The organism is Enterococcus sp. FZMF, from assembly GCF_030263915.1.
Taxonomy (GTDB): domain Bacteria; phylum Bacillota; class Bacilli; order Lactobacillales; family Enterococcaceae; genus Enterococcus_D; species Enterococcus_D casseliflavus.
Window position 1 is genome coordinate 1,336,654 of sequence record NZ_CP127160.1, and the last position, 13,776, is coordinate 1,350,429.

10 protein-coding genes are annotated in these 13,776 nt (G+C 42.0%); all 10 read left to right on the forward strand.

Going from position 1 to position 13,776, the window contains the following annotated elements; genetic code table 11:
* The first annotated feature begins 113 nt into the window (after nucleotides 1-113).
* The 10 genes from QN079_RS06445 (at nucleotide 114) to QN079_RS06490 (ending at nucleotide 13,734) form a co-directional block, all read left to right on the forward strand.
* Complete coding sequence (locus QN079_RS06445) at nucleotides 114-1,412, forward strand: Ig-like domain-containing protein (RefSeq protein ID WP_271292615.1); 1,299 nt, start codon at nucleotides 114-116, stop codon at nucleotides 1,410-1,412.
* A gap of 182 nt (nucleotides 1,413-1,594) precedes the next feature.
* On the forward strand, nucleotides 1,595-2,647 hold the full coding sequence (locus tag QN079_RS06450) for an LPXTG cell wall anchor domain-containing protein (RefSeq protein ID WP_289230540.1): 1,053 nt from the start codon (nucleotides 1,595-1,597) through the stop codon (nucleotides 2,645-2,647).
* A gap of 297 nt (nucleotides 2,648-2,944) precedes the next feature.
* Complete coding sequence (locus tag QN079_RS06455; protein ID WP_289230541.1) at nucleotides 2,945-4,468, forward strand: helix-turn-helix domain-containing protein; 1,524 nt, start codon at nucleotides 2,945-2,947, stop codon at nucleotides 4,466-4,468.
* Nucleotides 4,469-4,705: 237 nt separating this feature from the next.
* Complete coding sequence (locus tag QN079_RS06460; RefSeq protein WP_271292618.1) at nucleotides 4,706-5,614, forward strand: ABC transporter ATP-binding protein; 909 nt, start codon at nucleotides 4,706-4,708, stop codon at nucleotides 5,612-5,614.
* A gap of 2 nt (nucleotides 5,615-5,616) precedes the next feature.
* Entirely contained in the window at nucleotides 5,617-6,420 is an 804-nt protein-coding gene (locus QN079_RS06465; RefSeq protein ID WP_167822441.1) for an ABC transporter permease, read from the forward strand.
* Nucleotides 6,421-6,527: 107 nt separating this feature from the next.
* Nucleotides 6,528-6,746 (forward strand): YneF family protein, encoded by a 219-nt coding sequence (locus QN079_RS06470; protein WP_005235432.1) that lies wholly within the window; start codon nucleotides 6,528-6,530, stop codon nucleotides 6,744-6,746.
* A 196-nt stretch (nucleotides 6,747-6,942) separates the two neighbouring features.
* A complete protein-coding gene (locus QN079_RS06475; RefSeq protein WP_213357082.1) occupies nucleotides 6,943-8,691 on the forward strand; it encodes an ABC transporter ATP-binding protein in 1,749 nt (582 codons plus the stop codon).
* Nucleotides 8,691-10,466: an ABC transporter ATP-binding protein gene (locus QN079_RS06480; protein ID WP_289230542.1), complete on the forward strand. Its 1,776-nt coding sequence runs from the start codon at nucleotides 8,691-8,693 to the stop codon at nucleotides 10,464-10,466. The genes QN079_RS06475 and QN079_RS06480 overlap by 1 nt, the downstream gene beginning before the upstream one ends.
* Nucleotides 10,467-10,771: 305 nt before the next feature.
* Nucleotides 10,772-11,614, forward strand: coding sequence for a BglG family transcription antiterminator LicT (gene licT / locus QN079_RS06485; RefSeq protein ID WP_270787854.1), 843 nt, complete (start codon nucleotides 10,772-10,774; stop codon nucleotides 11,612-11,614).
* Nucleotides 11,615-11,814: 200 nt separating this feature from the next.
* A complete protein-coding gene (locus QN079_RS06490) occupies nucleotides 11,815-13,734 on the forward strand; it encodes a beta-glucoside-specific PTS transporter subunit IIABC (RefSeq protein WP_074535726.1) in 1,920 nt (639 codons plus the stop codon).
* Nucleotides 13,735-13,776 lie beyond the last annotated feature (42 nt).

The window sequence follows — 13,776 nt, forward strand, 5'->3', positions numbered from 1 at the left end:
ATTTTTCTCACCGTGAAACGAAAAGACAACTGTTAATGAAAATATTCATGTCGAGTACAGTAATTGCTGTGACCGATGGGTTTAGCTAAGCGCTCACTTAAGGGAGGAAACCAATGATCAAACATTTAGGAAAAGCATTTGCTGTCTTGCTGCTGTTGATTCCTGTTTTTGCTGGTATGCGGGTTGTTTATGGGGAAACCGATGTGGGTGCCAAGCTGATCACAAATGTATCGATCGTTAATAGCCACAACGAGGTCATCACAAGTATTGAAAAGGATGATTCCTTTAAAATAGATATGACCTGGAGTTTGGAGGACTTAGGTGATTTAAAAGCAGGTGACAAAGCGACCGTCACTTTGCCAGCTGAGATTGAAGGCGTTAATAATACGTATGCTTTATACGATGAAAATAACAACTTAGTGGTCAATGTTATCCAAGTTGGCAATCAGCTGACCTTTGTTTTCACGGAATTTGTCGAACAAAATACCAATGTACATGGGGACTTTTATTTTTGGACAAAGTTCAGTGATGACGTGATAGAAAACCAGATCAACAACATCAACTTTGAAACGGCAAATGGGACGCAATCGGTGCCTATTTTTATTCAAGCAGTGGATGATTCAGGGGAGGGTGCCTTACTCACCAAACAAGGACTGTATTTAGGTACGCAAGAACCCAAACGGATCATTGATTGGCGAGTGTATATCAACACGTTTGACACGGACCAAGTGACGATCAAAGATGGAACGTTTATTGACTTTTTAGGTCCTCATCAGACACTAGTCAGTACGAGTGCTCGAGTGGTCTATGGACCCAGCGTTTCCAACCCAACGTATGTCGAGCAAGTACCGATCGTTTTAAATAGTGACGGCTCCTTTGAAATTCCTTTGCGGGATACAGAGGAACGGATCTACATTACCTACAAAACAGAAACGGATGGTTCATTGGAACAATATACCAATCGGGGCATCCTTGATGCTTTGGTCAATGATGTGCCAAGAACAAGCAGTATTACTGGCTATACGCCACGCTATGGTGGCGGTGGTGGCGGAACCGGTGAACCAGGAGAGTCCAGCAGCACGGAACCAAGTAGTGAAAGTAGTACAAGTAGCAGTACGGAACCAAGTAGTGAAAGTAGCACCAGCAGTAGCACGGAACCAAGTAGCGAAAGCAGTATGATTAGTAGTTCAGAATCAAATAACGGGAGTAGTTCTAGTAATAATGGAGCGATTACACATCAAAGTTCAACCCCTGGGAACATGCAGGTATCCCAATCAAATAATTTGCATAATCAATCAGAAAAACAGCAGTTTCCTCAAACGAATGAATCGTCTAATCATTTATGGATTGCAATAGGAATGGTTTTAGCAGGCTGCGCATTGAAGTTAAGTTGGAGTAAATTTATCAGGTAGATAGAAACTGATATTTTGGAGGCAGTTTTTTTACTTGGAAGAATAATTAATAAAGACTTATTTAAAGGGAAGATGCCATTTTATTGGGTCTTTCCTTTTTTTTTCGGCGCATGTTTTCTCTGAAAATTTATTATAATTTTCTTATCAAGTTATCTTGAAATATTCATTCAGGAAGTGAGGAAATGAGAAAACTGGTTGGAATTGTGGTGGTTTTGCTGTTAACGGGATTATTGCTGCTGGTGTTTGGTTTCGATCATACTTCAGCAAAAGAACGAGCCGGAGGGAATTTATCGTTTTCTGTTCAAACGAACCGAGTGATCTATGATGAAGCCTTGAACGTCATTACGATCCCGGTACGGCCGAACAAAACGCTGACTTCACAAAACGTTTGTATCCGTTTAACTTATGGTTGGGATGGCAATGGACACAGTGAAAAGGTGATTGGTGAAACGTATCTAACAAATGTCGATTGGTTTTCAGGTGTTGAAAACTACTTAAGGATCTATGCTGAGATGGCCATCGATGAGATCAAAAGTGTGGATAAAGTAGATTTAGTTGTGATTTATGACGGTGAAACAACGATTACTGAAAACTTGAAGCCTAGTCAATGGCAGGTAATAACACCCCCGAGCTCTAGTGAGCGCACGAACTCTGAGATAAGCGCAAGCTCTAAGGTGTCTGAAGAAACAGGCTCTTCCTTTAGTAGTATCGAACCGAAATTTAGCGACTCTCAATCGACGGATCCAAGGACATCTACTACGGAAAACACAAGGCAGGATTCTCAAAGTATCGAAAGTAGTCACAATGCAAGTGAGTCAGAAAATTCGAGCACCCAACCAGTTAGCGAGAGTGAATCGAGTCAGACAATTAGGAGTCAAGAAACCACCACAACAACAGGAACAACGACCGTTAGTGAAACGGCATCTGAGGATCTTTCAGATTCAGAAACGAAACCAAACAAATTAGCGCCTAACCAAAGTCAGTCAAGCAAGCGAAGTGTTTCCTCCAATGATCCCGCAGGCAAACAACTCGCTAAAGCATCGTCTTCAGTGAAAATGGAACAGGAACAACGTACGGAGACAAGCAGTGCTAAGGAGATCAACGGAGCCGTACTACCGAAAACCGGCAGCAAAAATACGAGTATTCGCTATTTACTCTTTGGTCTAGGCGTGGTTATCCTTACTGTCTTCCTTTACTGGCTGAATCGAAAGTTATTTTCTGATGAGAGGCAGTAAAGAAAAAAGTCGAGGATAATGAGAGAATTGATAACCCACGATTGGAATTTTCTTCCCCAGAAAGCACAATCACGTTTTGTTTTACCGTTTTTAACAAAAAGTCTGACGATCGTTTTGAGGCGTCAGACTTTTTTTATGAAAATATACAGATAACGAAAGGAAAATTTGTTAAAAGTGATTTGACAGAAAAGAGCGCACGGTGGTACGATCACCAAACACTGCCAGCTTACAATTTTGTAAGATGACAAATTTAGGATAAAAACAGCGTTTGCTGATTATACAAGCGAGGGAAATTTCATGTTACACGCACTTTTGGATGCGACAGAAAAACAAATTTATGCGTTTCTAAGTTATTGTTACGAAACGAACAAGGAAGACTATACAATTAAAGAGCTCTCAGGTGTTTTCGATAGGAAAACCACCAAAATGCAGTCGATCGTTCAGCAAGTAGAGGTGTTTCGCGCACGCTATCCTCAGTTTACTTTGACCTATGATCGGCTGGAGAAAGAAGTGTCGATTGCTTTTTCTCCACGATTCCTATTGAGTCAAGCCTATAGTGTATTGTTGCAGGGAACCGTTGGGTTTATCTTGCTGGATGCACTCTTTCAGGGGGATTATCATTCCCTTGAACAACTCAGCCACAAAACCTTTCGCAGTCCCCGCACGATTCAACGAAAATTGCAGGAGTTAAATCATGTTTTGGCGAATTATCATTTGTCCTATAGTTTAAAAAAAGGTGATCCTTTGGCAGGTGCTGAATATGCGATCCGCTATTTTTATCATCTTACCTATTGGCAAATTTTTGATGAGAAGGACTCACAAGTCTTGGCATCGATCAAGGAGAAAGAGCAGGCTGAAGCGTTGGTTGAAACCCATGCTTCTTATATGAGAAAAATCGATATCGATAAATTTCTTCATCTATTCGCTATCTCCGTGCAAAGAATCCATCAAAAGCATCCGCTTTCGTTTTTACCCAACGAAGTACTGACGTTTGAGCACCCATTAATTGAAAAAAATCAGTTTGATCAGGTCTTTTTGAACCCATTGTTTCACAGGAATCATCTGCCGTTTTCTGAAATTTCGGAGGTTGAACGCAGCTTCTTGTATTATATGTTTGGGGTAATGAACACCTATCTTGAGGAGGATCTCGATGCTGCTAATATCTCGTGGCTGAATCAGCCAAAGTACCAGCAAGAAGCGCAGCTCGTTGAAAAACTAGCCGTGTATTTTCGGTTGACGTTTACAGAAGCCGAAAAAAACTATTTACTGGTTAATCTGGTCATGATCCATTCCGCCTCTGGCTGTTTTGGTACGCGACAAAAAAGCGATAGTTTTGGCAAAACAACCGACGAGCAAGAGCTGCAAGCCGCTTTTCCAGTACTCTATCCAACCATGAAACGGTTTTTTTTGGAAGCGACTGTTTCTTTACCAGCGTTGCGTAGATTACTGCAAATGAATGATCGTTTGATTTTCCAATACTGTATGTTACTGAGAGTTATTTTTATCAAATATGAACAGCCGGTCACGTTCTCGATCCATTCGAAATACGGAAAAACGCAAGAGCTTTGGATCAAGAACCGCTTGATGAATGCCACGCATCGAGCGATGGCCCATTATTCGCTGTCTCAAAAACCAGATTTGGTGATCAGCGATTATCCGATCCATCAGGAATTTTCCGAGGAAGAACAGCCTTACCTCTTTTATTGGAATGGTCACCCAAGCGCAAAGGAGTGGAAACAGCTCAAGCAAGTGATCAAACAGATCAGAAGTGCCAAGAACAAGGCAGCGTTCGCCCAACTGGCATTCAACCAAACGGAGTGAGCCCGCTATAAGATCGAGCAAATAGAACTTATAATTTTGCCAAGCGTTTGACCAGCAATAGGGCAAACGTGAAAAGCAACAGTGATAAACGAAGTTGTCAAGAAGCAAAAACAGAAGCATCGATGTTCCTTTTTCGCTTCTTGACTTTTTTTTACAGAGATGGCATGGTATACATATTATCATAACGTTTTTTATTTAAAATCGTTGCAGAAATGGTGTTAGGAAGAAGGGGTAACTTTGACAGAAGTATTAGCACTGCAAAATGTTTCCAAATTGATTGGAACCAAACGAATCATTGATGATGTTTCCTTTGTGGTGGACCAAGGACAAGTCGTTGGTTTATTAGGGCCCAATGGGGCTGGGAAGACGACGATCATCCGAATGATCGTTGGCTTGATGAAGCACAACACAGGATCGATTGCCATTATGGGAAATTTATTGGATTCTTCTTTTAAAACAGCGATTGCCTCAGTCGGAGCGATCGTTGAGAATCCTGAGTTTTATAATTATATGACCGGTTATGAGAATTTGATGCAGTACCAGCGTATGGCGAAGAAAAAAGGCACAGCCTCTGAGCTAGAAGCCCTGATCCGTCAGGTGCATTTAGAAGGACATATCCATCAAAAAGTCAAAACCTATTCACTAGGGATGCGTCAGCGTTTAGGTGTTGCCCAGGCGCTGGTCCATCAACCAGATCTATTAGTTTTAGATGAGCCAATGAATGGGCTGGATCCTAAAGGCATGCGGGAGTTCCGGGAAATGATTCTTTCTTTGCGAGCAAAAGGGGTCTCTGTTTTAGTTTCCAGTCATCAGTTAAGCGACATCGAGCAAATTGCGGATCATTTGATCGTGGTGCAAAAAGGAAAAGTCACCCATCAAGTAGCAATGGCAGAGTTGAAAGCAGAGAAAAATGTGTTGATCATCAAAACCGATGATAACTTGCAAACAGAAGCACTGTTAAAAGCTTCCTTTGACGTCGAGGTCTTGCACGTAGAAGACGAATTGCAAGTCACGTTGCAAACAGATCAGCGTTCTGAAATCGCTGCAGCGATCGTGACGGCGGGTATCGGCTTAAAAGAACTACGGACAAAGCAATCTTCTTTAGAAGATACATTCTTGGCTTGGACCGAAGAAGGAGGTTTGTAAGCATGCTGACATTGATAAAAAATGAATGGATCAAATTAACCAAAAAGCGTTCTACTTGGATCATGCTGCTTTTATTGGTTTTAATGACGTTTGGCTTGACCTATGTTGTACGCTTAGGTAGTCCAGAAATTGGGGCCAATGATTTATTCGCTTCTTTAAGCGATATGACGTCGTTCTTAAACTTATTTGTAGTGATTGTGGCAGCTTCTTCAGTGGCGGAAGAGTTTAGTCGAGGAACGATCAAGTTCTTATTGATTCGGCCTTTTTCCAGAAGTCAAATCTTGGCAGCAAAAGCCATCAACACGTTTTTATTTGCGCTGTTAGGGACCGCTGTTTTACTGATCAGTAGTTTAGCAGCTGCCAATTTATTTTTAGCTGCTGAATCACCTTTTGCTGCTACTGGTTACAACGGGCTAGCGGCGATTCTCGTTGCCCTTGTTTTTGCGGGAACCAACTTGCTATTGATCGTCTTTTATATTGCATTGACCCTCTTTATCTCAGCCGTCATTCGCTCTCAAAGCCTGGCGGTAGGCTTAGGCTTGGGTATGTTGTTTGGAAGCAGTATCATCAACTCGATCATGCTTTTTGCGCAAGAAAAATACCCATGGCTGAAGTGGAATCCATTTAATTTTATGAATATCAAAGAGCAGATACCGAGTGTATTAAATAGTCCTGACATGCAGATGACTGCTTTTGATCCAGGATTGGGCTATTGGGAAATGGCGATCGGGATCCTTGTTTACAGTGTTTTAATCTACCTTTTAACAAATTGGTTATTCAACAAAAGAGATGTCGCATTAAGTTGAGGAAACGAGTGAAAGTTTTTGGATAAATCCAGCTTTCACTCTTTCTTTTTGTGTTTTTTTCTAGTAAAATGATTCATTGAGAGTACAAGAGAAAGGAGAGTTTTCGAATGGTTAGTGTAGGAATCGTAATCGTGATCGCTGTTGTTGCAGCATTACTAGGCGCTGTCGGCGGCTTCTTTTTGGCGCGTAAATATATGCAAGATTATCTAAAGAAAAATCCTCCCGTTAATGAGGATATGCTTCGCTCGATGATGATGTCAATGGGTCAAAAACCTTCTGAGAAAAAAATTCGTCAGATGATGCAGCAAATGAAAAACCAAAAGTAGGTTTTTTTCTAAAAAGCGGGCTGATTTTATCAGCTCGCTTTTTATTGCGGCAAAATGCAGAAACTAATAAAAATGTCCCCGGACTGCTTTTGCTATTTACGTTCTGTGAATAGCGGGGCTATCGAATCCGAATCCAATGAATATTCGGAAAAATCGCAAAATTAAGGCAACAGGTCATAAAGAAATGGAGAGTGTTATGTCAATATTTAGGAAGTTAGGTTGGTTTTTTAAACAAGAAAAGAAACATTATTTGTTAGGCGTAGGCTCTTTAGTCTTGGTCGCCTTGGTACAGTTGGCACCTCCCAAAGTTATCGGGATCATCATCGATGAGATTGCGGAAAAAGAGATCTCGATGCAGACGATCTTTTTTTGGGTCATGATCTTGATTGCTTCAGCCATCGCTCAATACGTGTTTCGTTTTGTCTGGCGAACGCATATCTGGGGCAGTGCCGCTCGGCTAGAAAAAACGTTACGCAGACAGCTATTTGCACATTTTACAAGGATGGATCAGTTGTTTTATCAAAAGCATCGGACAGGTGATTTGATGGCCCATGCCACCAATGACTTGAATGCCATCCAAAATGTGGCAGGGGCAGGGATCTTGACCTTTGCCGATTCCTTCATCTCGGGAGGGGCAACCATCATTGCGATGGTTCTCTTTATCGACTGGCGGTTAACGATCATTGCTCTATTGCCGCTGCCTTTCTTAGCAGTCATGGCACGGGTTCTTGGCAGCAAATTGCATGATGCGTTTCGTGACTCGCAAGAAGCATTTTCTTCCATCAACGACAAAGCCCAAGAAAGTATTACTGGGATGAAAGTCATCAAAACCTTTGGACAGGAAAAAGAGGACATCGCTGATTTTCAAACCAAAATCGACCATGCCATCATCAAAAACCGCAAAGTCAATTTTCTGGATGCCTTGTTTGATCCGTTTATTACGATCATCATCGGAAGCTCCTATGTGCTGACGATCATCGTTGGTGGCAATTATGTCATGGACGGTACCATCTCGATCGGTCAATTGGTATCTTTTATCAGTTATATCGGCATGTTAGTTTGGCCGATGTTTGCCATCGGACGTCTGTTTAATGTGCTGGAACGAGGCAATGCTAGTTATGATCGGGTTGCCGAATTGTTGGCGGCCAAGACCCATATCATTGAAGCCAAAGATGCGGTCGATGCCCCAGCCCAAGGAACGGTTGACGTTCAAATCAATGATTTTCACTATCAAGGAGATGATTTTGCTCTGCAAGACATCCACTTTACTTTGCCTGCCGGGCAAACACTTGGTGTCGTCGGGAAAACCGGTGCTGGAAAAACCTCTTTGATGAAGCTTTTGTTGCGAGAGTATGATTCATTTGATGGAGCGATCACCTTCGGGGGCATCGATAGCAAGCAATACTCCTTGAATGCTCTTTTGGGGTCGATCGGTTATGTTCCGCAAGATCATTTCTTATTTTCCATGACGATTCGAGACAATATCCGCTTTGCGCAACCACGGGCTTCTCAAGCTGAAGTGGAAGCGGCTGCTGGATTGGCAGTGATCCACGAGGATATCAGTCAGTTTCCTGAAGGGTACGAAACGATGGTGGGGGAACGTGGTGTTTCTCTTTCTGGCGGACAAAAACAGCGGTTATCCATTGCCCGTGCTTTGATCACTGATCCAGAATTATTGATTTTAGATGACGCCCTTTCAGCAGTAGATGCCAAAACAGAAGAAGCTATTTTACAACAGTTGCGGACGTTCCGTCAGAATAAAACAACGATCATTGCTGCCCACCGCTTAAGCAGTGTCAAGCACGCAGAAGAAATTCTCGTGATCGACAATGGGAAAATCAGTGAACGCGGGACCCATGAACAATTATTGGCTGCAAATGGCTGGTATAAAAAAATGTGGGACAAACAGCAACTTGAAGCCAAAATCGAAGGGAGTGAAGCCTAATGCAAGAATCAGAATGGAGTAAATCGATTCCCTTTAAAGAGCAAAAAAACATCATCAAACGAATGTTTCTTTTTGCCAAGCCATTTCGAAAAACCTTCTATGCAGCGATCTTTTTTGCTTTTGTGCTATCGATCGTCAATATCCTGTTGCCTTTGATCATTCAAACCTTTATGGATAATTATTTGACCAATCAAACGGCGACCCAGCAAGTCATTTATTTCTTTGCTGCATTGTATTTCTTTGGGGTGTTGGTAAAAGCTGTGATTTGGTTTTTCCAATGGTTCCTTTATTCGATGGGTTCTTTAAAAACCTATCAGTATATTCGAGCAAAATTATTTGAAAAATTGCATAGTCTTGGGATGCGCTATTTCGATCAGACGCCAGCGGGTTCGATCGTTTCATGGGTCAGCAACGACACAGAAACGTTGTATGAATTTTGGTATGTCTTCTTGATGGTATTGACAGGAATTTTTGCGGTGGTTTCTTCTTTTGCCGCCATGTTCCGCATCAACGTCAAAATTGCCTTACTGAACTTGATTTTTCTGCCGATCCTAATGGTAGTCATCTGGTATTATCAAAAATTCAGCTCTCGTATCTATCGTCAAATGCGGGAAAAACTGAGTCAGCTGAATACGAAATTGAATGAATCGATTTCTGGTATGCAAATCATTCAGCAATTCCGTCAAGAGGCGCGGCTGAATGAAGAATTCGAAGCGACCAACGATGATTATTTGAAAACTAGATACGCTATGATCCGCACGAATGCGCTGCTATTATCACCAATCATTAGTTTGTTGTATGCCTTAGCGATCGCCTTGTCGTTGACGGTCTTTGGGTTTGATGCCTTAGAATCGCCCATTGAAGTCGGGTTGATTTTCGCCTTTACGACCTATATTCAAGGATTCTTTAATCCCATGACACAGATGATGGATTTTCTCAGCGTCTTTACTGATGGGATGGTCGCCGGCAGCCGTATTCTAAAGATTATGGATAACGAAGAATACACGCCGCAGCAAAACCCCGATGCTAGTCAAACCATCACCAAAGGAAAAATCGAATTTCGCGATGTCAGTTTTTCCTATGATGGTAAAAACAACGTATTGAATCATATTTCTTTCATCGCCTATCCAGGTGAGACCGTGGCTTTAGTCGGTCACACAGGAAGTGGCAAGAGCTCGATCATCAATGTGTTGATGCGTTTTTACGAATTCGGGGAAGGGCAAATTTTGATCGATGATCAAGATATCCGCGACTTCACGATGGAAGAGCTTCGGAAAAAAGTCGGACTCGTATTGCAAGACGCCTTCATGTTTTATGGGGACATCGCTGACAATATCCGCTTATTGAATCAGGACATTCGTGAGGAACAGATCGAAGCAGCAGCAAAATTTGTTCAAGCAGATGCCTTTATTCAAAAATTACCTGGTAAATACCACGCCAAAGTGATTGAACGGGGCGCCAGCTATTCAAGTGGGCAGCGACAATTGATTTCCTTTGCCCGCACCATGGTGACCGATCCGAAAGTGCTGGTCTTGGATGAGGCGACTGCCAATATCGATACTGAAACAGAAGGACTGATCCAAGAAGGGTTGGCAAATATGCGTCAAGGGCGAACCACGATCGCGATCGCCCATCGATTGTCTACCATCCGCGATGCCGAGTTGATTTTGGTGCTTGATAAAGGCTCGATCGTCGAACGAGGCACCCATGATGAACTTTTGGCTCAAAAAGGGTTGTATGCCGATATGTACCGTTTGCAGGCAAGTGAAGTTTAATAGTTTTGATAGTAACGCTAACCTTAAAGACTTTCGTTTTTAAGGTTTTTTTGAACGAAAAAAGAAAGAAGGGATGAATATAAAAATAACGAACAACGATTGACAGCGCTTTCTACCTTTGCTATGATAAAGATAATAAAACTGGTTCTAATGGATAGTGATTGTTGATTTTTAACAAGCTAAACCTGATGAAGCTGCGGTATTTGCGCTGCTTTCATGAGGTTTTTTCTGTGTTGACTGTTGGCTCAGCAATAAAGACAAGCAATGAACCATATCCGTAATGATAAAGTAAGTGGGGGTAGGACATGAAAATCAGTAAAGTGTTAAACAATAATGTTGTGATCACTACCGATCAAAGTCAAAACGAGATTATTGTTATGGGGCGGGGGATTGCATTTAAGAAAAAAGTGGGAGATGAAATTTCTTCAGAAACGGTCGATAAAGTGTATCGCTTAGAAAATCAGACGATCTTATCTCAATTTCAAGAGCTGCTTGCTGACTTACCACTGGAATATCTTGAATTATCCAATGAGATCATTGAGTATGCTCGGCGAGAATTGTCATCCCCAATCAATGATTCCATTTACATCTCGTTGACGGATCACATGCACTGTGCCATTGAACGATCGAAAAAAGGAATGACGGTCAAAAATGTCTTATTGTGGGATATCAAGCGTTTTTTCCCCGATGAGTACCAAATAGGCTGCAAAACAGTAGAGAAAATCAAAGAACATTACGGGATTCAGCTGCCAGATGACGAAGCCGGCTTTATTGCTCTGCATCTCGTCAATGCGCAAACTGAGAATGGTGACCAAGGCAATATTGCTGAACTAACCCAAACGATGCAAGACATCATAAACATTGTTAAATATTTTTTCAAAACAACCTTTGATGAAGAGTCCGTTTATTTTTATCGCTTCACTACGCATTTGAAATTTTTTGTCTCAAGAATGCAAAACCATAGTACTCATGTGGATGAAACCGATGAAGATCTTTTGGCTATGGTCAAAGTGAAGTATCGAAATGCGTATCAATGCGTACAAAAAATCGCTGAGCTATTAGAAAATCAGTATCAGTATCAAATGTCCAGTGACGAAAGTTTGTATTTAACGATTCATATTGCCAGACTTGTGCAAAAGAATCGTTGATTGAAAAAAACAAGAAAGGAGAAGGATTTCTTGATTCATGAGAAGGTGTCGAAAAAGAAGAATTTCTTCGCAATGATTCTTATCAAACGTCAGCTTCAAGGCATCTGACCATGTAGCAAGAAATCAAAAAAAGAAAACATTTTGGATAGTGACATTCAGTTGGCTAAACCTTCAATACAAAAAAATTGGAGGAATCAAAAATGGGAAAATATCGTGAATTAGCAGAAAAAATCGTAGCAAATGTCGGTGGGAAAGAGAACATCAATAGCTTGACGCATTGTATCACACGCCTGCGTTTTAAATTAAAGGATGAAGGCGTCGCAAATGATGAAGTCTTAAAGAACATGGATGGGGTCGTGACGGTCATGAAGAGTGGCGGTCAATACCAGGTGGTTATCGGAAACCATGTGCCAGATGTCTATGCAGAAGTGATCGATGTAGCAGGAATCAGTGGTGATGCTGAAGAAACAGCTTCAGGTGGCAACTTGTTTGATCGTTTGATCGATATTTTGAGCGGCTGCTTCCAACCCTTCTTAGGGGCTTTGTGTGCGGCGGGGATGATCAAAGGACTAAACGCACTGTTGCTTTTTATTGGTACAACAGGCTTGATCGATTATACAACGACGACTGGTACCTATGTGATGTTTAATGCGATCGGCGATTCGATCTTCATGTTTATGCCAGTGATTTTAGGATATACGTCAGCGAAAAAGTTTCGCTTAAATCCAATGGTGGGAATCGTGATCGGGTCAGCGCTTTGTTACCCAACAATTCAAGGATCTGCTTTGCAAGCCGCATTTCTTGCAGGCGCTGGCGAGGGAGCTGCTGCACCGTATAGCTTGTTAGGCTTGCCTGCGTACGAAACGTTTTTAGGAATTCCGTGGGTTGGCGCAACGTATACTAGCAGTGTGGTGCCGGTCATCTTTATCATTGCCTTTGCTGCGCAAGTTCAAAAATTTGCGAAAAAAATCATTCCTTCTGTTGTCCAAACGTTCTTAGTGCCGTTCTTGGTTCTCTTGATTGCATTGCCAATTGGGTTTTTGGTGATTGGACCTGTAATCAGTATGTTGACGGATCTTTTGAGCTCAGGATTTGAAGCGTTGATGGACTTCTCACCAGTTGCCTATGGCTTGTTGCTAGGTTTCTTCTGGCAAGTACTGGTTATTTTCGGTCTTCACTGGTCAGTCGTACCGTTACACATTATGCAAATCACGCAACTTGGTTATAGTCAGATTTTGGTAGCTACGTTTGGTGCCAGCTTTGCTCAAACAGCCGTAGTGATGGCGATGTACTTTAAACTGAAAGATAAAAAACTGAAAGCACTATGTCCACCAGCTATTATCTCAGGGCTTTTCGGTGTAACGGAGCCAGCGATTTATGGGATCACGTTACCGAAAAAAATGCCGTTCTTCTACTCAATGATCGGTGGTGCGGTCGCAGGTGCCTTCTTGATGATCAATGGAACAACGAGTTACACCTCTGGTGGGTTAGGGGTCTTTGGCATTTTCAACTATATCACTCCAGAAGGCGACGCTAGTGGCATGTGGTTCTCTGTCTTCGGAATCTTGATCGCTGCAGCGATTGGCTTTGGTTTGACCATGGCTTTCTGGAAAGATGATGCAGTGGAAGAAGAAATCGCAGAAGGACAACCAGCGATGACTGTTCGAAAAGAAGTGATCACTTCTCCAGTAGAAGGAACGATCGCGCCACTAAGCAGTGCCAAAGATGAAGCCTTTGCTCAAGGAGTGCTAGGAAAAGGCATCCTGATCCATCCTTCAAAAGGCGAAGTTGTGGCTCCTTTTGATGGTACTGTGATGACATTGTTCCCAACCAAACATGCCATCGGGTTGATTTCTGAGAATGGTTTAGAACTTTTGATCCATATTGGTTTGGATACTGTTCAATTGAATGGTGAGTTCTTTGAAGCGCATGTGAAGCAAGGCGATAAAGTCACTCGTGGACAAAAATTGATCAGCTTTGATAAAGATGCATTGATCAAAGCAGGATTCAATATTGAGACCCCAGTGCTAGTGACCAACTCAGCGGATTATTTGGATATCATCGAGTCTGACAAACGAGAAGTTGGTTGTTCCGATGACTTGATCACGGCTTTAGTTTAGGAAACATTTTCCTGCAAAAACAGCTATATAAGGATAAAAGCG

Excerpts from the sequence above, each read along its gene's own strand:
- QN079_RS06450 (WP_289230540.1), top strand. The coding sequence starts at position 1,595 with ATGAGAAAACTGGTTGGAATTGTGGTGGTTTTGCTGTTAACGGGATTA.
- QN079_RS06445 (WP_271292615.1), top strand. The coding sequence starts at position 114 with ATGATCAAACATTTAGGAAAAGCATTTGCTGTCTTGCTGCTGTTGATT.
- QN079_RS06465 (WP_167822441.1), top strand. The coding sequence starts at position 5,617 with ATGCTGACATTGATAAAAAATGAATGGATCAAATTAACCAAAAAGCGT.
- QN079_RS06455 (WP_289230541.1), top strand. The coding sequence starts at position 2,945 with ATGTTACACGCACTTTTGGATGCGACAGAAAAACAAATTTATGCGTTT.
- QN079_RS06470 (WP_005235432.1), top strand. The coding sequence starts at position 6,528 with ATGGTTAGTGTAGGAATCGTAATCGTGATCGCTGTTGTTGCAGCATTA.
- QN079_RS06490 (WP_074535726.1), top strand. The coding sequence starts at position 11,815 with ATGGGAAAATATCGTGAATTAGCAGAAAAAATCGTAGCAAATGTCGGT.
- QN079_RS06475 (WP_213357082.1), top strand. The coding sequence starts at position 6,943 with ATGTCAATATTTAGGAAGTTAGGTTGGTTTTTTAAACAAGAAAAGAAA.
- QN079_RS06480 (WP_289230542.1), top strand. The coding sequence starts at position 8,691 with ATGCAAGAATCAGAATGGAGTAAATCGATTCCCTTTAAAGAGCAAAAA.
- licT (WP_270787854.1), top strand. The coding sequence starts at position 10,772 with ATGAAAATCAGTAAAGTGTTAAACAATAATGTTGTGATCACTACCGAT.